Origin of the sequence: Nocardia nepalensis (genome assembly GCF_048910785.1) — a bacterium.
GTDB lineage: Bacteria > Actinomycetota > Actinomycetes > Mycobacteriales > Mycobacteriaceae > Nocardia > Nocardia nepalensis.
Map to the genome: position 1 here is coordinate 12875 of NZ_JBKBET010000003.1, position 19656 is coordinate 32530.

The 19656-nt window shown below is 67.0% G+C and carries 30 protein-coding genes, 1 tRNA gene and 1 other RNA gene; 23 read left to right on the top strand and 9 right to left on the bottom strand.

What is annotated here, in order from left to right; translation table 11 throughout:
- Positions 1 to 57: 57 nt before the first annotated feature.
- A complete protein-coding gene (locus tag ACHQ4I_RS00535) occupies positions 58 to 771 on the bottom strand; it encodes a DUF8020 domain-containing protein (protein ID WP_420769639.1) in 714 nt (237 codons plus the stop codon).
- 113 nt (positions 772 to 884) lie between these two features.
- The gene (locus ACHQ4I_RS00540) at positions 885 to 1478 is read right to left on the bottom strand and encodes an HhH-GPD-type base excision DNA repair protein (RefSeq protein WP_420769640.1); all 594 of its coding nucleotides are present in this window, start codon (positions 1476 to 1478) and stop codon (positions 885 to 887) included.
- A 221-nt stretch (positions 1479 to 1699) separates the two neighbouring features.
- On the opposite strand from ACHQ4I_RS00540, the gene ACHQ4I_RS00545 reads away from it, so the two are divergent.
- Together ACHQ4I_RS00545 and ACHQ4I_RS00550 are read left to right on the top strand one after the other, a co-directional pair.
- Entirely contained in the window at positions 1700 to 2548 is an 849-nt protein-coding gene (locus ACHQ4I_RS00545; protein ID WP_420769641.1) for a methyltransferase domain-containing protein, read from the top strand.
- 3 nt (positions 2549 to 2551) lie between these two features.
- On the top strand, positions 2552 to 2992 hold the full coding sequence (locus tag ACHQ4I_RS00550; protein WP_420769642.1) for an SRPBCC family protein: 441 nt from the start codon (positions 2552 to 2554) through the stop codon (positions 2990 to 2992).
- Positions 2993 to 3050: 58 nt separating this feature from the next.
- Here ACHQ4I_RS00550 and ACHQ4I_RS00555 read toward each other — a convergent pair whose 3' ends face one another.
- Both ACHQ4I_RS00555 and ffs read right to left on the bottom strand, forming a co-directional pair.
- Entirely contained in the window at positions 3051 to 4340 is a 1290-nt protein-coding gene (locus ACHQ4I_RS00555; protein WP_420769643.1) for an aspartate aminotransferase type Ic, read from the bottom strand.
- 143 nt (positions 4341 to 4483) lie between these two features.
- Positions 4484 to 4578: signal recognition particle sRNA small type (gene ffs, locus ACHQ4I_RS00560), an RNA gene on the bottom strand.
- A gap of 140 nt (positions 4579 to 4718) precedes the next feature.
- Between ffs and ACHQ4I_RS00565 the strand changes: the two genes are divergently transcribed.
- The 14 genes from ACHQ4I_RS00565 (at position 4719) to ACHQ4I_RS00630 (ending at position 13005) form a co-directional block, all read left to right on the top strand.
- Positions 4719 to 4803 (top strand) — tRNA-Ser (locus ACHQ4I_RS00565).
- A gap of 138 nt (positions 4804 to 4941) precedes the next feature.
- Positions 4942 to 6183 carry a tyrosine-type recombinase/integrase gene (locus tag ACHQ4I_RS00570; protein ID WP_420769644.1) on the top strand — a complete coding sequence of 414 codons (1242 nt, stop codon included), beginning with the start codon at positions 4942 to 4944 and terminating at the stop codon, positions 6181 to 6183.
- A gap of 5 nt (positions 6184 to 6188) precedes the next feature.
- Complete coding sequence (locus ACHQ4I_RS00575) at positions 6189 to 6800, top strand: site-specific integrase (RefSeq protein ID WP_420769645.1); 612 nt, start codon at positions 6189 to 6191, stop codon at positions 6798 to 6800.
- 118 nt (positions 6801 to 6918) lie between these two features.
- Positions 6919 to 7155 (top strand): hypothetical protein, encoded by a 237-nt coding sequence (locus tag ACHQ4I_RS00580; protein ID WP_420769646.1) that lies wholly within the window; start codon positions 6919 to 6921, stop codon positions 7153 to 7155.
- Between the two features lie 98 nt (positions 7156 to 7253).
- Complete coding sequence (locus tag ACHQ4I_RS00585) at positions 7254 to 7658, top strand: hypothetical protein (RefSeq protein ID WP_420769647.1); 405 nt, start codon at positions 7254 to 7256, stop codon at positions 7656 to 7658.
- Between the two features lie 141 nt (positions 7659 to 7799).
- Positions 7800 to 8216 (top strand): helix-turn-helix transcriptional regulator, encoded by a 417-nt coding sequence (locus ACHQ4I_RS00590; RefSeq protein ID WP_420769648.1) that lies wholly within the window; start codon positions 7800 to 7802, stop codon positions 8214 to 8216.
- A 133-nt stretch (positions 8217 to 8349) separates the two neighbouring features.
- On the top strand, positions 8350 to 8745 hold the full coding sequence (locus tag ACHQ4I_RS00595; protein WP_420769649.1) for a hypothetical protein: 396 nt from the start codon (positions 8350 to 8352) through the stop codon (positions 8743 to 8745).
- Between the two features lie 195 nt (positions 8746 to 8940).
- Positions 8941 to 9312: a hypothetical protein gene (locus ACHQ4I_RS00600; RefSeq protein WP_420769650.1), complete on the top strand. Its 372-nt coding sequence runs from the start codon at positions 8941 to 8943 to the stop codon at positions 9310 to 9312.
- A gap of 76 nt (positions 9313 to 9388) precedes the next feature.
- Positions 9389 to 9982, top strand: coding sequence for a hypothetical protein (locus ACHQ4I_RS00605; protein WP_420769651.1), 594 nt, complete (start codon positions 9389 to 9391; stop codon positions 9980 to 9982).
- A 152-nt stretch (positions 9983 to 10134) separates the two neighbouring features.
- Positions 10135 to 10452 carry a WXG100 family type VII secretion target gene (locus ACHQ4I_RS00610; protein WP_420769652.1) on the top strand — a complete coding sequence of 106 codons (318 nt, stop codon included), beginning with the start codon at positions 10135 to 10137 and terminating at the stop codon, positions 10450 to 10452.
- Entirely contained in the window at positions 10449 to 10742 is a 294-nt protein-coding gene (locus ACHQ4I_RS00615) for a WXG100 family type VII secretion target (protein WP_420769653.1), read from the top strand. Before ACHQ4I_RS00610 ends, ACHQ4I_RS00615 begins: the two co-directional genes overlap by 4 nt.
- Positions 10743 to 12167: an HNH/ENDO VII family nuclease gene (locus ACHQ4I_RS00620; RefSeq protein WP_420769654.1), complete on the top strand. Its 1425-nt coding sequence runs from the start codon at positions 10743 to 10745 to the stop codon at positions 12165 to 12167.
- Positions 12168 to 12587: an ankyrin repeat domain-containing protein gene (locus ACHQ4I_RS00625; protein WP_420769655.1), complete on the top strand. Its 420-nt coding sequence runs from the start codon at positions 12168 to 12170 to the stop codon at positions 12585 to 12587.
- On the top strand, positions 12580 to 13005 hold the full coding sequence (locus tag ACHQ4I_RS00630; protein ID WP_420769656.1) for a YbaB/EbfC family nucleoid-associated protein: 426 nt from the start codon (positions 12580 to 12582) through the stop codon (positions 13003 to 13005). Before ACHQ4I_RS00625 ends, ACHQ4I_RS00630 begins: the two co-directional genes overlap by 8 nt.
- Positions 13006 to 13042: 37 nt before the next feature.
- Here ACHQ4I_RS00630 and ACHQ4I_RS00635 read toward each other — a convergent pair whose 3' ends face one another.
- Positions 13043 to 13570, bottom strand: coding sequence for a hypothetical protein (locus ACHQ4I_RS00635; RefSeq protein ID WP_420769657.1), 528 nt, complete (start codon positions 13568 to 13570; stop codon positions 13043 to 13045).
- A 528-nt stretch (positions 13571 to 14098) separates the two neighbouring features.
- Between ACHQ4I_RS00635 and ACHQ4I_RS00640 the strand changes: the two genes are divergently transcribed.
- Positions 14099 to 14284 carry a hypothetical protein gene (locus ACHQ4I_RS00640; RefSeq protein WP_420769658.1) on the top strand — a complete coding sequence of 62 codons (186 nt, stop codon included), beginning with the start codon at positions 14099 to 14101 and terminating at the stop codon, positions 14282 to 14284.
- A gap of 57 nt (positions 14285 to 14341) precedes the next feature.
- On the opposite strand, the gene ACHQ4I_RS00645 is transcribed toward ACHQ4I_RS00640, so the two are convergent.
- The 4 genes from ACHQ4I_RS00645 to ACHQ4I_RS00660 form a co-directional block, all read right to left on the bottom strand.
- Positions 14342 to 14563, bottom strand: a complete 222-nt coding sequence (locus ACHQ4I_RS00645) for a hypothetical protein (RefSeq protein ID WP_420769659.1) — start codon at positions 14561 to 14563, stop codon at positions 14342 to 14344.
- Entirely contained in the window at positions 14560 to 14883 is a 324-nt protein-coding gene (locus ACHQ4I_RS00650; protein WP_420769660.1) for a hypothetical protein, read from the bottom strand. Before ACHQ4I_RS00650 ends, ACHQ4I_RS00645 begins: the two co-directional genes overlap by 4 nt.
- Positions 14876 to 15253 carry a hypothetical protein gene (locus ACHQ4I_RS00655; RefSeq protein WP_420769661.1) on the bottom strand — a complete coding sequence of 126 codons (378 nt, stop codon included), beginning with the start codon at positions 15251 to 15253 and terminating at the stop codon, positions 14876 to 14878. The genes ACHQ4I_RS00650 and ACHQ4I_RS00655 overlap by 8 nt, the downstream gene beginning before the upstream one ends.
- Before the next feature lie 89 nt (positions 15254 to 15342).
- Positions 15343 to 16137: a hypothetical protein gene (locus ACHQ4I_RS00660; protein ID WP_420769662.1), complete on the bottom strand. Its 795-nt coding sequence runs from the start codon at positions 16135 to 16137 to the stop codon at positions 15343 to 15345.
- Between ACHQ4I_RS00660 and ACHQ4I_RS00665 the strand changes: the two genes are divergently transcribed.
- The 6 genes from ACHQ4I_RS00665 (at position 16136) to ACHQ4I_RS00690 (ending at position 19508) form a co-directional block, all read left to right on the top strand.
- A complete protein-coding gene (locus ACHQ4I_RS00665) occupies positions 16136 to 16276 on the top strand; it encodes a hypothetical protein (RefSeq protein ID WP_420769663.1) in 141 nt (46 codons plus the stop codon). The two genes, ACHQ4I_RS00660 and ACHQ4I_RS00665, sit on opposite strands and share 2 nt — an antisense overlap.
- A gap of 101 nt (positions 16277 to 16377) precedes the next feature.
- On the top strand, positions 16378 to 16845 hold the full coding sequence (locus ACHQ4I_RS00670; protein ID WP_420769664.1) for a hypothetical protein: 468 nt from the start codon (positions 16378 to 16380) through the stop codon (positions 16843 to 16845).
- Between the two features lie 101 nt (positions 16846 to 16946).
- Positions 16947 to 17321, top strand: a complete 375-nt coding sequence (locus ACHQ4I_RS00675) for a hypothetical protein (protein ID WP_420769665.1) — start codon at positions 16947 to 16949, stop codon at positions 17319 to 17321.
- 54 nt (positions 17322 to 17375) lie between these two features.
- Positions 17376 to 17951 (top strand): NUDIX domain-containing protein, encoded by a 576-nt coding sequence (locus ACHQ4I_RS00680; RefSeq protein WP_420769666.1) that lies wholly within the window; start codon positions 17376 to 17378, stop codon positions 17949 to 17951.
- Complete coding sequence (locus ACHQ4I_RS00685) at positions 17948 to 18457, top strand: AAA family ATPase (RefSeq protein ID WP_420769667.1); 510 nt, start codon at positions 17948 to 17950, stop codon at positions 18455 to 18457. Before ACHQ4I_RS00680 ends, ACHQ4I_RS00685 begins: the two co-directional genes overlap by 4 nt.
- Before the next feature lie 16 nt (positions 18458 to 18473).
- Positions 18474 to 19508 (top strand): GNAT family N-acetyltransferase, encoded by a 1035-nt coding sequence (locus ACHQ4I_RS00690; protein WP_420769668.1) that lies wholly within the window; start codon positions 18474 to 18476, stop codon positions 19506 to 19508.
- Positions 19509 to 19656 lie beyond the last annotated feature (148 nt).

Genomic DNA, 19656 nt, shown 5'->3' on the forward strand with positions numbered 1-19656 from the left:
GCGGGGCCGGTGTCCGTGGCGACGGTGGAGCCACGGATGCCGTTATCGGCGCGTCGGCTACTTCGGCGAAACGAACGGCTGGTTGATCGTGGTGAAGTACTGGATCGCCGCACCGATCGCGACCGGGGCGGTCACGAAGATCTGGCCGGCCAGGGTGCCGAGCGCGCCGACCGCGATGATGCCGCCGAGGCAGCCGATGGCGGCGGCCGGAATGAACGGACCGAACAGGCCGACGATGGTGGCCGAGGCGACCGTGGCGCCGGCGATGCCGCCGAGCACGCAACCGACCGCACCGCCCGCAAGCCCACCGACCAGCGTGCCGATGGTGGCGGCCGCCGAGATGGTGCTCGTCAGCCGGGTCCAGGCCGCGACCTCACGGTCGTACGGGGTCTTCCACGGCGCCTGGTCCTCGTACGGCAGCGCGACCGGCTTGTAGACCGCGTGCTCGCGATCGATCTGCGGGGTCAACGTCGCGGTGCGATCGGAAATCTGTGCGGCGATCGGGAATTCGAAGTCATCGATCTTGAACTTCAGCGGCGTGCCCGCGAGCACGGCACCGTTGGCCGCCTTGATCTCGAAGACATCGTCCTCGACAACCAGCGAACCGGCGTCGGTCTTGATGATCGATGAATCGTTGACCGCTTCCGCGGTGAAATTGATTGCGCCATTGTCGCTTTCGGGCGCGGTCGGCGCCGCGACCGAGGTGCCCGCGGCCACCCCGGTCGCCATGGTCACCAGCGCCGCGACAACGGCGAGCTTCCTCATCCTCATGTACTGCGTTCCCTCATCTAGATGTTGCTATCGAGGGAAAAGCATCAACCAGAACTCGGTCTGCCACGAGGGAAAAATGCAGGCAGATTCCAATAGGCAAACCCGGAGCGACCTCAGGACTTCTTGGCGGCTGCCTTCATCTGCTTCTTGAATGCCCGCACTTCCAGGAGGGATTCACCGTCGACGATGTCGGCGGCCGAGCGACGAGAACCCTGCTCGGAGTAGGCCCCCGCCGCCGATTCCCACCCGTCCGGACGCACGCCGAGCTGCTTGCCGAGCAATGCGAGGAAGATCCTGGCCTTCTGATCGCCGTAGCCGGGGAGGTCCTTCAGTCGGCGCAGTACCTCTTTGCCGTCCGGATCGCCTTGGGTCCAGATCCGTTCGGTCTTGCCGTCGTAGTGTTCGACCACGTAGCGAGCGAGTTCCTGGGTCCGGCGCGCCATGGACCGGCCGTAGCGGTGGATGGCGGGCGGAGTGGCACACAGCTCCTCGAACGCCTCGGTATCGGCGTCGGCGATCCGCTGGATATCGAAGCCCTGCATCCGGTCGGCGATCTTCTTCGGCCCGCGGAAGGCATGTTCGAGCGGAAACTGCTGATCCAGCAGCATGCCCGTCAGCAGCGCGAAGGGATCCTCGGAGAGGAGTTTGTCCGCCTCGGGTTCTTGCGCGAGACACAGCTTGACAGTCGCGGACTTCGCTTTGGCCACGGGACTTCCTTTCGCTGGATACGCTGGCGACTGCTTGCAGGTCGCTCGAAAAGATCGGCGCTGGCGACTGCATGCAGGTCGCTCGAAAAGATCAGCTCCCCGATCATCTCATTCGACACCGCCAAGTGTTCCGCACCGCCTGGATCGGTGGTATGCCGGAATCGTGACCGACCTCACAGACCTACCGTGCGGGGGGCCCACCCCCCAAGTAGGCTCTGCGCATGCCTCAGACGACGGCAATACCTAGAGACGGAATCGGGCCCATGAATATGCAGGGGTTACGCCCGGATCGCTTCGACAGCGCGGGCCAGGATCAACTGGTCGACGTGCGCGATCTGCAAGCCGCGCTGCCGGGCATCCGGCGGCTGCGCACGTGGGCACACGAGGCATTGGCACTGCAGCCCGGCGAGAGTGCGGTCGATATCGGATCGGGCACCGGTACCGAGGCCATGGCCTTCGCGGACGCGGTCGGCCCGACCGGCACCGCGATCGGTGTCGAACCCGATCCGCACCTGCTCGGCTCCGCCCAACGCCGCGCCGAACAGGCCGGTTCGACGGCAAAGTTCCACTCCGGCGACGCCTACGGGCTGCCGTTCGGCGCGAACACCTTCGACGCCGCACTCTGCGAGCGAGTGTTCCAGCATCTGACCGCGCCCAATCGCGCCGCCAGCGAGATCGCCCGGGTGCTCAGGCCCGGCGGCCGCGTCGTGGTGGTGGACAGCGACTGGGGCACAGCGATCGTGCACCCGGGTGACCGCCAGGTTGTTCGCGAGGTCGTCGACACGCTGATCGCCGCGACCACCAATCCGTTCTCCGGCCGCCGACTGCCCGGACTGCTGACCAAGGCGGGCCTGGTGATCGACGACATCGGCTCGCACGCGCTGGTACAGGATCGAACGGTCGGCGCCGGCGCACTCGTCAACCGGATCTCGGCCATGGCGGTGGCGCGCGGATCCATCACCGAGACCCAGCGCGATCGGCTGATCGCCGACCTGGAGCGGGCTGCCGAAACCGGCGACATCCACCTGTCGGTCACCATGTTCGCGGTACTCGCCCACAAACCCCGCTGAATCGTGGCCGTCGACGTATCGACCGAGGCGGTCATCGATCGACCGCGGGCACAGGTCGCCGCATTCGCGGGCGATCCGTCGAACGCGCCGCAGTGGTACGCCAATATCGACCGCATCGACTGGCAGACCGATCCGCCACTGCGGATCGGTTCGCGCATGGAATTCGTCGCACGGTTTCTCGGCAGGCAGCTCGTCTACACCTATGAAGTAGTCGAGTACACGCCCGGCGAGCGACTGGTGATGCGTACCGCCCAGGGGCCGTTTCCCATGGAGACGACCTACACCTGGGCGGACGCCGGACCGGACAGCACCCGAATGACCCTGCGCAACACCGGAATTCCCAGTGGATTCGGCAAGATCGCCGCACCGATCATGGAGACGGCGATGCGACGGGCCAATCGCGCCGATCTGGCGCGGCTCAAGGCGCTGCTGGAAGCGACCTGATACTGCCGAAATACGATGGGCGCGTACCGATTCGGTGCGCGCCCATCATATTGTCCGACTATTTTCCGAGCAGCTTCTCGGTGGCCGCCAAGAGCACGCAGGTGGCCAAACCGTCCATCGCCTTTTCCAGTTCCGGCAGCTGCGGGAAGCTGGGCGCGATGCGAATGTTCTTGTCCTCCGGATCATTCCGGTACGGGAAGGCCGAACCAGCGGCGGTGAGCGCGATTCCGGCGTCCTTGGCCAGCGCGATCACCCGGGCCGCAGTGCCCTCCAGGACGTCGAGGCTGATGAAGTAGCCGCCCTTCGGCTCGGTCCAGGACGCCACCTTGGACGCGCCGAGCCGGTCCTCCAGGATCTTGAGCACCAGTGCGAATTTCGGTTCCAGAATGGCGCGATGCTTCTGCATATGCGCGCGCACGCCGTCGGCGTCCTTGAAGAAACGCAGGTGGCGCAGCTGGTTGACCTTGTCCGGGCCGATGCTCTTCTTCGCCGCGTGACCGAGATACCAGTTCAGGTTCGGCGTGGACGCACCGAGGAAGCTGACGCCCGCGCCGGCGAAGGTGATCTTCGAGGTGGAGGCGAAGACAATGGGCCGGTTGGGGTTTCCCGCGGCGGCCGCCGCACCGAGCACGTCGAGGACGGGCGCGGCGGTATCGGTCAGCGGGTGCACCGCATAGGCGTTATCCCAGAACAGCCGGAAGTCCGGCGCCGCAGTCGGCATCGAAACCAGTTCCCGGACAACCTCTTCGGAGAAGACGACACCGGTCGGGTTGGAATAGTTCGGCACCGCCCACAGACCCTTGATCTGCGGATCGTTCGCCACCAGCGCGGCGATGGCGTGGACATCCGGGCCGTCCTGACGGATCGGAATCGGAATCATCTCGAAGCCGAGCGCCTCGGTAATGGCGAAGTGCCGGTCATAGCCCGGGCTGGGACACAGGAACTTCAGCGTGGGCTCGGCCACCCAGCGCCGCTCGGAATCCGGGGTGCCGTACAGCAGTGCGTAGGTGATCACATCGTGCATCAGCTCGAGGCTGGCGTTATTGCCCGCGATCAGGTTCTCGACCGGAATCCCGAGCAGCTCACCGAAGATCGCGCGCAGTTCCGGGAGACCGTGCAGCCCACCGTAGTTGCGGCAGTCGGTACCGGTGCCGTCCCGGAAATCGCCCGCGCCGGGCAGCGACAGCAGTTCCGCGGAGAGGTCGAGTTGTTCCGGCGAGGGTTTTCCCCGCGTGAGATCCAGCGTGAGCTTCTCGGTCTTGAGCGTCGCGTAATTCGCGGTCTGGGTCTCGTGTTCGGACACGAGCTCCGGATTGCTCATCAAACCGATCTGCGTTTGCCGGGGCATCCTGGGCAGCCTTTCGAAGCAGCGAAGGGGCGGGTGACGTCCGAGCCGATGTGCCGCGGTCGGACCGTTGATCCGGCCGAGCGCGTTCGACGTCCGGCGGACCGTGTTCACGTTACCCGGCGGTTGCTCCGAATTGGAGTGAATATAGGGGACCCCGCGCACCCGGCAGAGCCCGTTGACCCTTGCTGCCTTCCGGCCCTGGGGGAGTTCACAGGATGCGCGCCGCGCGGGATCCGTTGGCCAGTGTAGCCGGTCGGATCCGACACCGATAATCACGGGGTGGACCCAAAGGCGACGAAACCGCACCGAACTGGGACTTCTCCGGCCCGAACGGCCCCATTTGGTGACCGACCGGGTACACCCGGTATGCTGCTCCACGGAGGATTCGCCTAGTGGCCTATGGCGCTCGCCTGGAACGCGGGTTGGGTTAACGCCCTCAGGGGTTCAAATCCCCTATCCTCCGCAGAGAAGACGCAGGTCGGGGGCTATTTTCGGATAGCCCCCGGGTTGCGGTCAACAAGCGGTCAACATCATTCGCTTGCATCTGAGGCTCGATTCGGCGCAGCTACACATCCTGTAGGCGCGACCCCAGAGGTACCAGATGTCGAGTATCCGCGAACGCACCACCAAGCGCGGCCCCTCCTATTTCCAAGTCCTGTTCCGGCACAACAAACGTCAGTGCTCCGAGCGCTTCGACACCCTCGACGAGGCCGAGCGCTGGCAGTCGGTCCTGCATCTCTACGGTCCGATCGAGGCGCTGAAGTTCCTCTACGCCGAGGCCGAGAACGAGGCCGCCGCAAGCGAAGTGCCCACCATCCACGACGCCTTCACCGAGATCATCGATGCGATGACCGCCGTGGAACCGGGCACCCGGCACCGGTACCGGCGAGTGCTGGTCAACGACATCGAGCCGTTCTTCGGAGCCAAGTCACCGGTGACGGTGTTCTGCGAGACGGTGATCGGACGCTGGATCAACCACCTCGCCGAGAACATCGGCAACGCCGCGAAAACCATTGCGAACAAGCACGGCGTCCTGTTCGGCATCCTCAAGAAGCTCGCGCGCCGGGGAGTGATCCCGTCCAACCCGTGCGAGCAGACCGAGTTGCCGCGCGTGGTGCGCGCGGAGATGTGCCACCTCGAACCCGAGGAGTTCGCCGCCCTACTGCGCGCGCTACCGGAGCGGTGGCGACTCCTGGTGGAGTTCCTGGTGGCCTCGGGAGCGCGCTGGGGCGAGGTGACCGCGCTGCGGGTGCGCGACATCAACCGCCGCGCGGCCACGGCGCGAATTCATAAGGCGTGGAAGTACACCGGCGGCAAACGCCGACTCGGTCCGCCCAAGACCAAGAAGTCCACGCGCACGCTCAACCTGCCGATCGGGCTGGTGGCCAAGCTGCCCTTGGACGGCCGCGATCTCGACGAGTGGCTGTTCTGCACCGGAGACGGTGAGCCGGTGAGCATTTCGCACTTCTACAAGGACGTGTGGGTGCCCACCCGCGATGCACTCGCCCTCGCCGCCAACGATCCCCTCAACGGCAAGAGCCCCCGTATCCACGATCTGCGGCACACCTGCGCGGCGTGGATGCTCTCGGCGGGAGTGCCGATCCATGTGGTGCAGGCCCATCTCGGGCACGAGTCGATCAAGACGACCGTGGACACCTACGGTCACCTCGACCGCCGCGCCGCCGCCGAGGCGGCGGCGGTGATCGGCGACAAGCTCGCCGTCGGAGTCGAGCCCGCGCCGCCGCTGCCGCCCGAGCTCACCCCGCTGCCGCCCGCGCTGGCGAAGGTGATCTCGCTGCCCGCCCCGGTCTACGACACCCCGGCATTCGCGAAGGCGGCGTGATCACCATGGCGCACAACACCATCGGCGGCACTGCCGGTGCCGCCCGCCGCTCACCGCTGCGGCCACCGACACCGCTGCGGCACGCGCAGTACGCCGCGATCATCGAGCGGATGCCCGCACCCCAGTGGCGGCTGTTGACCGACTACCTTGCCTGCTCCGGCGAGCGAATGGCCGAAGCGTTCGCCCATGCCGACACCGACATCGACCCCGGCACCGGGGCGTGTGAAGTCACGCGCTACTGGCGGCGGTTCGGCGATCGGTGGGTGCTGACGGATTCGCCCGCGCCACGCCGGATCTGGCTGCCGGAGGGATTGGTGGCGCAGCTGGAGCTGGCCGGGACCAGCGAGGAGTTGTTCCGCATCGACGGAGCGAGCGGACCGGGGCTGCTGCGCCGCTACGTGCGCCGGATCTGGACTCCGGCCGTCGCGGCGGTGTCCGACGAGGTGCTCGACGGAGCACGCCCCGGTGTGGACGTGCTGCGCGTGACATGCGCGCAGTGGATGGCCGAGGCGGGCGTGGCATGGCCGCTGATCGCGGCACACCTCGGCTTCCGCCGGACCTCCGGATTCCTGCGAGCACATCCACAGGCCCTGGCCACGGCTGCCGGGGAACAGTAGACACCGGCCGAAGGCACATCCGGCGGGGCGGCTCGGTGAGATCCGGGCCGCCCCGCTGTTGTGACCGACACCCGTCGCGTCACGCCGATCGAGAGGGAGATGGACGAGAATGACGGTCATGACCGAGGAACGGGTGCAGGTGCGCTGCATCCTGGTGTACGGCGAGGGCGCGGACGCGGTGGCGCAGCTGGCGACGCCGTGGCATCAGGGCCGGGAACCGATGCGAGTGGCGGCGTCGGTGATCGCCGCGCAGGCGGGCCTGCCCGCGGGCGAGTTGCCCGGCCGGCACTTCTGGGCCACCGGCGACGAGGCGGGACTCGACGGGTTCGAGCTGGTGCACGACCCCCGCCAATAGCGTTGTAATTACTACTCTTTCGTTGTAATGTGGGTGTCGTTGGACGGGGTCGGACCCGCCCGGCGGACAAATCACCAACAAACCCGAAAGGGGCTCACATGAGCAACGAACACGACGACCTGGTGGCCACACTCAGCGAGGTCACCGACCGCAACCACGCCCGGATCGCCAAGGTCCTGCTACTACTCGACATCCCGATCAAGATCGAGATACCCGAGGACGCGCAGGACTCCGCAGCCATCGACGCCCTGCTCAACGCCCGCCAGCTCATGCGCGAGCTGCCGACGCACCCGGTACACGAGAGCGTGCTGAACACGGCGATACTCGACTTCCTGGGCGGGCTGAGCTTGACCAACACCGCCTTCGACAACCCCGGCGACGCGGAGTGGCTGCTGCGCGCGGCACTGCTGAGCATGTACCGGGTCCACGAGCAGGTGAGCATCGCCTACGGCCTGCTCACCGGCCAGATCTCGATCGAGGAGCTCGACGGCCTGCAGGACTGAACAACAGCGGATGCCCGGCGCACAGCGCGCCGGGCATCCGCCCGTTGAAGGTTTGGACGGCCAGCGGGGCGAGGCGAACCTCTGAGTCGGAACCCCGCTGGCCAGACAAATCGACCAACCCAGAAAGGGGGTCAACACACGATGGTAAGCCCAGACGGCCCGGCCGCGCCACGGTGGATCGCGCCCGAAATCGCCGCGCGCTACGGTCGCGCACTGACCACCGTGCAGAAGGTCTGGATGGTCAAGCCCGGCTGGCCCGCCCCGGTCGGGCGGCGCGGGCGCTGGAACGAGTACCTCGCCGCCGACGTCGAGGCCGCGATCGGGTCACCACCGGCCCCCGCCGAGCCCGCTGGCGCACCCGGCGATCCGGACGAGCTGCTCACCATCACCCAGATCGCCGACTACACCGGCAAAGCCCGAGGCACGATCGCCGCCTACGTCTCGCGGGGCCAGTACCCCGCCCCGGACGAGGACAAGGACGGGGTCAAGCGCTGGCGTCGCGCGACCGTCGACGCGGACGCCGCAGCGCGACGAATTTATCTTCGCAAGTCGCAGTGAAATATATTGAGGGACAGTCGATTTCACCGATCATGTCGTTGTAATCACTACTCTTCCATCGTAGTGTTGGTGCCGTCGGGCGGGGTCGGATCCGCCCGACGGGCAAATCACCGACCACCAGGAAGGGCTCACCATGAGCTACCCGCACGACGACCAGTATCACCAGGAATTCGACCTGGAAAAGATCGGCGTACTGAGCAGGCACACTCACGGCGTCATCGCGAATATTCTTGCCGCACTACCGATCCCGATCATCGTGACCCCGCTCGCACTCGCCGACCCCGACGACGCACTCGATGAGATGGCCAGCGCGCGCACCGCGATGCACGACATGCCGATCGGCGAGGCGATCGGCGACGCGGTCGTGGCGGTGTTGCTCGGCTGGCTCACCGCCGTGACCATCGCGGCGGTCGAGCCCGACGAGGACGGCACCGACGACTGGATACTCGAAGCGGCCTACTACCAGATGCTCGCCACCGAACTGCGTGCCCACCTCGCGCTGGACATGGTGACCTCGATCCGACGCTGACCACGACGATGCCCGGCGCGCACCCCAGCGCGCCGGGCATCCGCCACTTTCAGCCGTCGCGTGAAAACTGTTGCGATAGAACAGTTTTCGCAGACCATTGCGTTGTAATAACTACCCTATCGTTGTAATGTCGGTGCTGTTGGGCGGGGTCGGATACGCCCGGCGCGACAGATCACCACAACGAAAGGGATCGAAATGAACCGCGACGACGCCGAGAGGATCTACACCCTCATGGTCGACAGCTACCACGCGATCGCCGAAGCCTTTGGCGCACTTCCGGATCCGATCGAAGTGTCAGCGCTGGAGACCGACGCGCGCCTGCACACGACACTCACCGCGCTGGCCGAGGCCCGCTCCAAACTGAGCGCCGCGCCGGGGAGCGATCAAGCCGCTCGCGCCGCCTTGATCAAGGCGGCGCTGAGCTGGCTCGGCGGGATCAACCTGATGAAGATCAGGCGTGCACCCGGCCACCACAACGCGGCCTACCTGCCCGAGGTGGCGATCTTCCAGCTGATGCAAGCCGAGGATCACGCCCGAGCCGCTCGCGAACTCCTGACTCGCCGCTGACCCGACCACCGCCCTGGGCACGTAAACACGCTCGCCCAGGGCGGTTCGGCCCTCTCGATTCGAGGACACCATGAGCATGACCCGCGTCGCTGTCCGCGCCGTGACCTCCGGCGTCGTCGGCGTCTACACCACTCACACCGAGGCGTGGAAGATCCTGCGGATCCCGACCGAGGACCTCGGCGACTACGACGCCGAGGCGAGCGCGATCATCGACGATCAGAACACCATGTTCGTCGGCGAGGTGATCGTGGTGGACTCCGATGTCGCCGGGTTCGCCGCCGGGTGTTCGACCTGGTCGAAGTATCGGCACGACGACCTCGACATCAGCGTGCCCACCGAACACGACGTTGCGGCACAGGAGCATTGGGGCTGCGAGCACACCCTGTTCGGCGCGACGCCGACCTCGGGCTGGACGCGCGAGGCCGACCCCGAGGTACTCGACGGGTTCGACGCGACCGAGTTGTGGATGCTGCGCACCGGCGACTGCGCGACAGGCCAGTACGCGGCGATCATCGCCCGACCGGCGGCGCACCCGGATACCTTGCGCCTCAGCGTATTCGGCGACGAGCGCGGGGCGCTGCGCGAACACGTCGCCATGGACGAGCTCGACGCCGCCATGACGGCCGCCGTCGCCACCATCGTTTCCGCGATCGAGCACCCCGCGCCGTAGGGGCGGCGGTACCACCGGGCGCGCCGCCACCTGCTCTCGACGTCGTCGGCCTATGAACAACCCCTCCGACGATTCGCTTGCGCGCTCTATAGTCGGAAGCGTTTCATCGAGTCGGGAGCGGTTCAGCGAGCTGACGCGAAGGGGGAGACGGCGTGGCCGACGAGTTGCGAGTGGACCCGGTCCAGCTACGAGAGACTTCACGCTACGTCGCCGACAAGACCCAGATCATCGATGACCGGGTACGGGAACTCGACCGCACCATCGGCCGGGAGCTGCTCACCGACGGTTGGCGAGGCAAGGCCGCCAGCGCCTACGACGAGAGCTGGCTGGAATGGATGCACGGCGCCGGGGAGATCATCGCCGCGCTACGTGATTCGGCGACCGCCCTGACCGACGCCGCTGGCCGCTACGAAGCCCAAGACCACGACCGCGCCGCCGGCCTCGATGGAGTCGAGGAACAGCGGCCATGAGCGAGGACGCCTACACCGTAGACCTCGACCAGCTCGACGCGGCCGTGACGGTGCTGCAAGCGTTCAGCCGCGACGTCGAGGCCGAGCTCGCCGACATCGATCGCAGGATCGGCGAGCTTCATCTGTCGTGGTCCAGCGACGCCGCGACCGCGCAACGGGCCGCCCACGATCGGTGGATGACCGGTGCCGCCGAGCTGCGAGAGAACCTCGACGAGCTGCGCGAAATCGCCCGCAAGGCGCACACGAACTACACCGCAGCCATCGAGACCAACACGAGAATGTGGCCTTAGATGGCCCCGCCGACCGTACGCGTGGACCCGGACGGCTTCGTCCACGCTGCCAGCGAGTACGAGCGGGTCCACAACACCCTGGTCAACGACATCACCACGCTGAGTAACCGGCTGGCCAAAGGCGGCGGCACCGCGGGCTCGGACAACGCGGGCCGCAAATGGTCCGCCGACTACGACCCGGCGGCATGGAGCGCCGTCGACGCGCTCGGTGATCTCGCCCTGGCGATCGGGCAGATGCACGATCTGCTGCAGTTCACCGCCGCCAACCACGCCAACGCCAACTCCCAGTCCACACCGCAGCCGAACCCAAACGACCTGGTGTATCCGCCGGGCTCGTTGCAGATCTATCAGCCACCGGAACCGCCCGCCGCCTTCGGCGGCCGCGACCCCGAGCCCACCGGCTGGGACCTGGTCAAAGGCGCGGTTGAGGGCGAGTTGTGGCCCAACGGATCACCGGACAAGTTGCGGGCGTTGGGCGCCTCGTGGCGCGACATGGCCAATGGTCTGCGGTTCGTCACCGGCATGCTGCCTGCGGCCCGCACCGGGATCGAAGCCCAGCAGAGTCCGGAGACCACACAGGCACTCGAACAAGCCGACCTGATCAAAACTCAGGTCGAGACTTTGGCTGGCGTCTGTGACGAGCTCGGGAAATCCTGTGACTCCTACGCCGACTCGGTCGAGCAGACCAAGAACGCGATCAAGCGAGCGCTGCTGGAGTTGCTCGCGCTGGTGGCGCTGGACCAGGCCGCCGGGTGGATCGGCGCGTTCTTCACCGGCGGCACTTCCGCGCTCGCCGCCCAAGGCGGCATGGCGGTGGCCATCAGCATCTACGGTGCCCGCATCGCCGCGATCATCCGCGCGCTGATCGGTCTGACCGACATCGTGCGGATCCCGATAGCGGTGTCCCAGGCTATCGCCCGCGGCTCCGAGGCGCTGATCCCGCTGATCCGTGCCCGACCGGCACTCGCCGGTGCCGACGGAGTCGTCGCGCCGGGACCGTTCACGACGTTCGCGAACCTGCGCCGACCAGGGCTCAGGGTTGAAACACAAGAAAAGATCTTCGCCAAGACCAAGCGGTGGAAGCGGCCCGGCGACGTTGAGGAGCAGTGGTACATCGTCAAATCCGAGGACGAGGTCAAGGTGCCGATCAACCGAACCTATGACGACAAGCCCTGGGTGACGCAGCTGCCGAAGACCGAGGACGGCAAGTATTACGTCGATGCCGCGAATGATTCTCTCTACCCGGTGAATCCGGCCTGGGAGTTCGGCCATAACTCCGGGTTCGAGCACCGGCGGCTTCTGGAGATCGCGCAAAGCAAGAACATGACCCAGCAAGAATTCAACGACTACGTCAACAGCCACCCCGACTACTTCCACGTCGAGGACCACCCCGGGAACCGAAGCCACCGACGGGAGCACAAGTAGATGTCACAACCAGACGAGTTCGGCCGCACACCACTGCATTACGCCGCCGCAGAAGGCGATCTCGCGACAGTCGAACGGCTGCTCGGCACGGAGGACGTGAACGCCGCCGACAACGATGGCTGGACGGCGCTGCACTTCGCTGCCCAAGCAGGCGCGCCCCGAATCGTGTCCCGGCTGCTCGACGCCGGAGCCGACATCGACGCAGTCACAACAAAAGGCCACCCCGCGATCTACTGGGCTGTCAACGCTGCCGCCGGAGACCCGGTTGCCACCATTCGGTTGCTCCGCGCACGGGGTGCCGATCCGACCAAGGAAACTATCCAGACCTACTTCGGGCCGCGCAGCACTCTCCACATGGTCAAGCAGGTCTCCAATGAGCCCCACATCCGGGCAGAGTTCGCGGACCTCCTCGATGAGTGAGTTTGTCGATTTCGACGCCGCTGTCGAGGAGATCAAATCCAAGGCCAGCCAGGTACGTTCGGCGTTGGCCCGCGTCCGCGGGAAAGGAACAGCGGGCAACGGATCCATCACCGCCGTCGTCGACTCGGCAGGTCGGCTTCGCGATCTGCGCCTGAGTCGCGAGGCGCTGCGCTACGGCGATCGGCTCGCCGAGCTGATCCTGCAAGCCACCGCCGAGGCGGAAACCGACGCCGCCGCCAAAGCCGCGCAGGCCACCCGGCCGCTCAGTGACGACCGGCGTGTCCAGGCCGGGCTCTCCACCGTTGCCGAGATCATCGAGGAGCCAGCATCGGCACCGCAACGGTCGATGTCGGAGGAAGAGATTCAGGCCGCCGACGACGCCTACTATGAACGCCTCAACAGAGGCTGGACCAGCTGAGCTGTCCGGTCGCCGATCGTCGCGACGCCGGTGCGGTTCAGAGGTCGTGGAACTCCTCGTCGTAGTCGTCATCGGCTTCGTGCGTGCCGTTGGCGATGCTCTCGTGCCGGGTACACGCCCGGTCGCAACCCTGACCGATGTAGCTGTGGGCGTGGGTGAGCGCGTCGCCGAGCTCGGCGACGTGGCGACGGGCGTCGAGAAACCGGTGCGCGGCCGTGAACGCCTGCGAGGCATCCAGCTCGTCGTATTCGTGGCTCTGCTTGGCCCAGCGCGCCAGGCCCCAGTACAAGCGGCGCTGCTGGTAGGCCATTTCGGTCAGCGCGCATGTCAGCTCGAAACGCTGCACGAGATCGGGAGCGGTAAACCTGCCCGGTCCGCCGATGGCGTCGGCGAGATAGCGGTTCAATACCGACATCAGCTCAAGGGCCTGTTTGAACTGGGCGGGCGCGTAGGAGGCACCCATGTCATCGTCGCGGAAGAACTTCGCGGTCAGCGCCTGGACGGCGGCGGCGCAGTCGTGGTCAGCGGCACTGCGGGGCTGCCACAGCGCGGTATCGGAAGTCATGCACGCACTGTAGAAGTCCAACCGTGGCGCCGGGCCGATACGCGCCGCGACCCAGCTCGACAGCTGCCACTCCGCGGCGGCCGGCGAGCAGGGAGGCACTAGGGATGGTGGTGAGGCTAGGCGCGGGGACGGGGGCCGAACCCGCGGGCGCCCGACTCATGGGAACGAGCCAGCCGGATTCGATCTCGCCCCGGCTGTGTCCGCCACCGAGGTCGACGCGGCGGGCGGGGCGCGTGATGGTCTGAGATGAACGTCGACATCGCTAATCCGGTGGATGAATCGGTGACCGACACGCTATCGTCGAACCACACGGCCGACCGCCCGCTCCCGCACCAGGGAGGGACGGTCGGTTCTTTCGTTCATCGACGCCCCTGCGTAGCGGTGGACTCCGGCGTACGTCGCGCACCACGCTGCCGAAGATATGTATCACGTTGTCGGGCAAGCGATTACCCATGACGACGGTTGACTTCGGCGGCCTGCAGAGGGTTCATGGTGTGGACGAACACCCGAGCGAGAAAGGACGCGACGATGGCGAACAACCTCTACATCGTGCAGGAGTACGACAACAACGGGATGGCGTTCGACGAGTCCCTCTCCGACACCCAGTATTTCGATGACGCGGACTTCGGCGGCGACGCCGCGCCTGCGGCCCTCGCCGCTTGGGAGGCCGCCACCGCACAAGGCGGGGACTGGAAGCTGCTCAAGATCGGGTAACCCCGAGAGACGAGCGATGCCGCCCGGCGCACCGGGCGGCATCGCTCGTCTGAAGGCTCAGCCCCATTCACCGGCCAGCGCCAGCGCGGCGGTCTCGGCGGTGTCGAAGAACGGGCCGCGCGTGCGGCCAGTGGCTGCGCTGACCTTGCGCCAGCCGGTCGGTACGCGGGCGACATGCCCGCACGGCCAATCGTTGACCTGGACCTCATACCGCGTCGGTCCGTCGGCGTCGGTCTCGACCGTGGCGAGCACGACCCGGATCTCGGTCCGCTCGCTCATTCCCCTACCCCCTTGCCGCACAGCGCCGTCAGGTATCGCACCAGGGCGGAGGCGGCGGCGATGCTGGGCTCGGCTTGTCCGGCGTGTGGCCAATCCTCGCGATGGATAGACAGGTCGTCGAGGAGCTTGCCTGCTTCGCGCAGCAGGGTGTTCGGGTCGATCGCGGTGTCGCCGCAGACCCATCGATACAGCTCGAGGCAGTAGTACCGGCCGACCCATCCGGCGGCGACGATTTTGGCTTCGGCGTCGGTGAGCGCGATGCCGGTGCCGTTGTCGCGGTAGGCGCGGCGGGCGATGGCGTTGTAGGTCGGCTTATCCATGCTGGCCCGCCCCGGCGTGCAGGAACTCGACCAGGGCGGCGACAGCCAGGGCGGCGGTGTGCGGGTCGCCTGCCGGATCCCAGGTGCGCCATCGCGTCGCGACGGCCGGGTGCCGGACTTCGGCCAGCAGGCGCTCGGCTTCGGCGGCCAGCTGGTCGCGGGCGATCTGCTCGGCGTGGCGTCCGTTGCCGCACCAGTGGGCGAGGTTGAAGAATTCCTCACCGTTCCAGGGTGTGCCGCCGTGGTAGTCGGTGAACCAGCGCCACGCGATCGCGCGGGCCTCGGCGTGGCTGATACGAGCGCCGGGGTCGGCGGCGAGCTTGACGAGGACCTCGCCATAGGTCCGGTATCGGATATCGCTGTCGGGCATGGGTTTTGCGCTCCTTTCGATGTGGGTTCCAACGTCCAGCCAGGTGCACCGGCCGGTCGGCCGGTGCCCGAGGCTGGGCGTTGGATCCGCTACTCCTCCGTGGCGAGGGTGTAGCGCTTGGGCGCGTCGCAGGTGCGGATCGCGGTGCCCTCGGCGACCAGCTTCTCCAGGGCGTTGTGGATGGCCCCGGCGGAGCGGTCCAGTTCCTTGGCGAGCTGGCTGGGGGTGAATTCCCGGCCCTCGCAGTCGGTGAGGAAGTCCTCGATCATCCCCCGCAGCACCCCCTTGCCCAGTCGCTTCGGCTTGGCCGATTCCTCGGTGTCCGGGGTCGCCTCAGCGTCGGCGTCGGCTTCGTCGGCCGCCGGTTCGGCGTCAGCGCCAGGCTCGGCCGTCGCCGGTTCGGCGTCGTCGTCGCCCTCGGCCGGTTCGTCGTTCTCGGCGCTGGCGTCGGTGGCGTTGTCGGGATCGGTTTCGGCGGAGTCGATCTCGGGCTCGGCGGTGTCGGCCTCGTCCTGGCCCGCTGCCGCGTCGTCCTCGCCGGTGGTAGGCGTGGCCGGGTCTTGGGCCGTTGCGGCGGTGTCGGCCGGTTCAGCGGGGACTTCGGTGGTGTCGTCGGCGAGGGTCTCGCTCGCGTCGTCAGTGTCGCCGGAGTCGGTGTTGGGCCACCAGCGGTCGGCGGGGCGGCGGGCGCTGCCGTCGGATTCGCCTTCGGTGCGGTACGCGCCGTCGGTGCGCTCCAGGGCGACCAGGAGCTTGCGGGCGGTGGAGCCGCCGATTCCGGCGCGCTCGGCGAGTTCGGCCGAGGTGGCGCCGGGGGTTTCGTGCAGCGCGACCCAAAGCTTCTGGGCGGTGGTGGGTTCGGTGGTCGTGGTGGTGTTCGGCATGACAGCTCCTCGGGAGGTGTTGGTGGCTGGTCGTGCCCCGGTCGGGGCGGTAGCCCCCGGTGTGCTGCCGGTGTGTTCGGGCTACGACACCATGAACGCTCTCGTCGGCACCGAAGTCAAGCCGGGTGTTAGCGAATGATGTTGCACCACAATATTTTTCGGTATTTCCGGGCTTGACTTCATGCGCCGAGCAGAGCGTTCATGGTGTCGCAGCAATCAACCAGCACGAGAGGATTCGCGATGACGAGCGACGCCACACCCACAGCCCTGCCGGAGCGTTTGACCGGGATGGCTCTGGCCGACTTCGCCGAGGCACTGGCCGGGCATTGGGGGCCGGGCTGGACGCTGTATCCGTACATGAACGGCATCGAGCAGGCATATCTCAACGGGCCGCAGCGCCAACGGATTCGGGTCTCTCCGGTCGGCAAGAACCGGGTGGAGGTGGTCGGACTCAACTACGACCTGCCCTGGATGTTCTACGACGAAAATTCCGAGAACTGGCTCGAACGGATCAAGGTGAGCACCAAGCGGCCCATCGACAAGATCGCCGCGAAGGTCCGAGCCGAGTTCCTCGAAGGCGAGAACGGATACCTGGCCCACCACACCCACCTGCGTGAGCTGCGCGACCGACTGCGCGCCGAGGAGAAATGGCCCGGCACCGACCCCGAAATCTTCCCCAGCCCTCGCTACGGAACCCGCGTCCGCTGAGCGACGGCGACAACGACGGGCAGAGGAGCGCGCTCCCTGCCCGTCGGCCTCGTCCGACCGCTTCGCACTCGGTTCGGGTCCGAGTGTGTTAGGCATGGAGGATGGAGCATGCGGCGGCGTGGCTGGCAGCGGTGCTGCAGGTAATCGCCGACGAGGTCGAAGAGCTCGCCGACACCGGCCACGGCGAGATGGAACAGCCGGTCGCCGCGCTCGGTATCTATCGCGTGGTGCGCCGCGTCGTCGACCCTGCCCCGAACGTGGACGAGGTCGCCGCTGTCCTGGACTTTCTCGCTTCGCCGCTCATCGGCGGCCTGATCAAGACCGATGGCGGTTACCTGCCCGGTGCCGACGCCGAGGATATCGCTCAGCGCCTGCTCGACCTGGCCGAGCCGCTCGTCGAAGCGCATGAGCGCACCGCCGAGTCCGGCGCCTACTTCGAGAGCTATCGCGACGATGGGGACGACGACCGCTACTGAGATCGGCCCAGCTGACCAGAAATCTGTCGGACCCGAGGTCTATGGTGCTCGCCCATGGAGCCAGCCACCGCTGCCGTCGCCGAGATCGTCGCGGGCATCGCCCCATACGACCACCTCGAACGGCAGCATCATCGCGAAACGCTGGCCTGGCTCGCGGCGACCGACGACATCTTCCGTCGGGACAAGCCCGCGACTCCGACACCGCATCTGGTGGTCTACGTGGTTCCGGTCGATCCGGACGGCCGAGGGATCTTGCTTGGCCGACACCGGCTTTCGCGGCTGTGGCTACCACCAGGCGGCCACGTAGAACCCGGCGAGCATCCGCTGGCGACAGCCCGACGTGAGGCACGAGAGAAACTGGGCACAGAACCCGAGTTCGATGTGATCGGCCCCGCTCCACTGCTGCTGACCGTGACCTCGGTCCCCGATACCGTCGACGGCCACCTCGATGTCTCGCTGTGGTACGTGATCGCGGGTGACCGCACTCGCGAATCCGGTTTGAATCCAAGAGAGTTCGACGGCGGGCGCTGGTGGGACATCGACCGCTTCGGCATCCCGGAATCCGACCCGCACCTGCCGCGATTCATCACCAAACTCGAATCCGCACTCGCCCCGCGGGCCGCATCGTGACAGTCCTGGTCACCCTGCGAGGCAACTCGGCCTCCGGCAAATCGACAGTCGCCGCCGCTGTCCAACGGCGCTTCGAGCGGAGCAGGTGTGCGGTGGTGCCCCAGGACGTAGTACGCCGACAGATACTGCGCGAGTCCGACGAGCCGGGCGCCTTCAACGTCGAACTGATCGCGCAGATCGCCCAGGCGTGTCTGACCAGCGGTCGCGTGGTAATCGTCGAAGGCATCCTCGACGCACACCGGTACGGGCCGATGCTCACGCACCTGACCGCCGAGGCTCCCCGCTCGCTGCACTACGGATTCGATCTCACCCTCGCCGAGACCACGGCCCGCCACGCCGGGCGCCCACAGGCCGCGACGATCCCCGAGCAGATGCTGGCGGCCTGGTACCACGGCTGGCAGCCGCTACCCGGCATCGACGAGGTCCGCATCGACGCCACATGGACCTGCGAGCAGATCGTCGACCGGATCTACGGCGACATCCTCACCGCACTGCGGTGTCGATAATGCGTTGCCCGACAAGATGAGTGACGAGCAGGATCGCCGGATGATCGTGCGCAGGGTGGGCGTGGACGAATGGCGACTCGCGCGAGCGGTTCGGCTGGATGCGTTGGCAGAGACCCGCTCCGCTGTCTTCGGATCGGCATTCGCGGTCGCCTCGGCGTGGACCGAAGGACAGTGGCGCAGCTGGATGGAGACGCAGGCGCTGTTCATCGCCGAGTCCGACGACGGCGGCCGACTCGGTTCGGCCGGCGGCGTGCTCGACGCCGACGAGACGGCATCCGTGGCCTCGGTATGGGTGCGGCCGGATGCCCGCGGCACCGGACTCTCAGATCTGCTTGTCGGCGCGGTGACCGACTGGGCTCGCGCCAGCGGGCATCGCCAGCTCCGGCTGTGGTTCACCGAGGACAACATCTTCGCGCGAGCGCTTTACGACCGGCTTGGATTCACCGACACCGGCCGCAGACGACCAGCCCTCGACGACACCGCAGTCACCGAGGTTGAGATGTCGATGGCGTTGGTTTCCCGCTCGGCCACCGCATCGGCACGCGGTGCGCGATCGGCCGATATACGGCTTCGGCAGCTCGGCCCGGCCGACGAGCATCGGTTTCGCGACCTCCGCGAACGTCTGCACGCCGCCGGGTTCGAGTTCGCCAAGAACTATCGCGGCCCCTGGCCGGACTACCTGGATCGACTCGACACGGCACGGCACGGCATCGAGCTGGACCCCGGCAAAGCACCCGAGACCTTCCTCATCGCCGAGGACGCCGACGGCCGGTTCATCGGCAGCAGCGACATCCGCCACTACCTCACCGACGGACTGGACCGCTGGGGCGGCCACATCGGCTACGTCGTCGCGCCGGAGCATCGCGAACGTGGATACGGCACCGCGATCCTCCGCCAAACGCTACCGCTGGCAAAAGAGCTCGGGATTCATCGCGCCTTGCTGACCTGCCGTTGTGACAACCTCGCCTCACGGCGGGTGATCACAGCCTGCGGCGGTGACCTCGACACCATCACCACCGACGGAATCTGCCGGTACTGGGTGGCGGCCTGACGCGCCACGGCCCGGCGCGCCCTCGTGCGGGGCGGCCGGGCCGTGCGATTCTACCGTTTCAGGCTTGGTACTCGGGTTCGTCACCGCCGAAGCACACGCCGCGAAGATCTGTGAATGCTTGCTGGCGTGTGAAACTGACGATTACGCC

Coding starts and splice junctions, on each gene's coding strand:
- ACHQ4I_RS00535 (WP_420769639.1), bottom strand. CDS start 771: ATGAGGATGAGGAAGCTCGCCGTTGTCGCGGCGCTGGTGACCATGGCG.
- ACHQ4I_RS00545 (WP_420769641.1), top strand. CDS start 1,700: ATGCCTCAGACGACGGCAATACCTAGAGACGGAATCGGGCCCATGAAT.
- ACHQ4I_RS00555 (WP_420769643.1), bottom strand. CDS start 4,340: ATGCCCCGGCAAACGCAGATCGGTTTGATGAGCAATCCGGAGCTCGTG.
- ACHQ4I_RS00570 (WP_420769644.1), top strand. CDS start 4,942: ATGTCGAGTATCCGCGAACGCACCACCAAGCGCGGCCCCTCCTATTTC.
- ACHQ4I_RS00575 (WP_420769645.1), top strand. CDS start 6,189: ATGGCGCACAACACCATCGGCGGCACTGCCGGTGCCGCCCGCCGCTCA.
- ACHQ4I_RS00580 (WP_420769646.1), top strand. CDS start 6,919: ATGACCGAGGAACGGGTGCAGGTGCGCTGCATCCTGGTGTACGGCGAG.
- ACHQ4I_RS00585 (WP_420769647.1), top strand. CDS start 7,254: ATGAGCAACGAACACGACGACCTGGTGGCCACACTCAGCGAGGTCACC.
- ACHQ4I_RS00590 (WP_420769648.1), top strand. CDS start 7,800: ATGGTAAGCCCAGACGGCCCGGCCGCGCCACGGTGGATCGCGCCCGAA.
- ACHQ4I_RS00595 (WP_420769649.1), top strand. CDS start 8,350: ATGAGCTACCCGCACGACGACCAGTATCACCAGGAATTCGACCTGGAA.
- ACHQ4I_RS00600 (WP_420769650.1), top strand. CDS start 8,941: ATGAACCGCGACGACGCCGAGAGGATCTACACCCTCATGGTCGACAGC.
- ACHQ4I_RS00605 (WP_420769651.1), top strand. CDS start 9,389: ATGACCCGCGTCGCTGTCCGCGCCGTGACCTCCGGCGTCGTCGGCGTC.
- ACHQ4I_RS00615 (WP_420769653.1), top strand. CDS start 10,449: ATGAGCGAGGACGCCTACACCGTAGACCTCGACCAGCTCGACGCGGCC.
- ACHQ4I_RS00620 (WP_420769654.1), top strand. CDS start 10,743: ATGGCCCCGCCGACCGTACGCGTGGACCCGGACGGCTTCGTCCACGCT.
- ACHQ4I_RS00625 (WP_420769655.1), top strand. CDS start 12,168: ATGTCACAACCAGACGAGTTCGGCCGCACACCACTGCATTACGCCGCC.
- ACHQ4I_RS00630 (WP_420769656.1), top strand. CDS start 12,580: ATGAGTGAGTTTGTCGATTTCGACGCCGCTGTCGAGGAGATCAAATCC.
- ACHQ4I_RS00635 (WP_420769657.1), bottom strand. CDS start 13,570: ATGACTTCCGATACCGCGCTGTGGCAGCCCCGCAGTGCCGCTGACCAC.
- ACHQ4I_RS00640 (WP_420769658.1), top strand. CDS start 14,099: ATGGCGAACAACCTCTACATCGTGCAGGAGTACGACAACAACGGGATG.
- ACHQ4I_RS00645 (WP_420769659.1), bottom strand. CDS start 14,563: ATGAGCGAGCGGACCGAGATCCGGGTCGTGCTCGCCACGGTCGAGACC.
- ACHQ4I_RS00650 (WP_420769660.1), bottom strand. CDS start 14,883: ATGGATAAGCCGACCTACAACGCCATCGCCCGCCGCGCCTACCGCGAC.
- ACHQ4I_RS00655 (WP_420769661.1), bottom strand. CDS start 15,253: ATGCCCGACAGCGATATCCGATACCGGACCTATGGCGAGGTCCTCGTC.
- ACHQ4I_RS00665 (WP_420769663.1), top strand. CDS start 16,136: ATGACAGCTCCTCGGGAGGTGTTGGTGGCTGGTCGTGCCCCGGTCGGG.
- ACHQ4I_RS00660 (WP_420769662.1), bottom strand. CDS start 16,137: ATGCCGAACACCACCACGACCACCGAACCCACCACCGCCCAGAAGCTT.
- ACHQ4I_RS00670 (WP_420769664.1), top strand. CDS start 16,378: ATGACGAGCGACGCCACACCCACAGCCCTGCCGGAGCGTTTGACCGGG.
- ACHQ4I_RS00675 (WP_420769665.1), top strand. CDS start 16,947: ATGGAGCATGCGGCGGCGTGGCTGGCAGCGGTGCTGCAGGTAATCGCC.
- ACHQ4I_RS00680 (WP_420769666.1), top strand. CDS start 17,376: ATGGAGCCAGCCACCGCTGCCGTCGCCGAGATCGTCGCGGGCATCGCC.
- ACHQ4I_RS00690 (WP_420769668.1), top strand. CDS start 18,474: ATGAGTGACGAGCAGGATCGCCGGATGATCGTGCGCAGGGTGGGCGTG.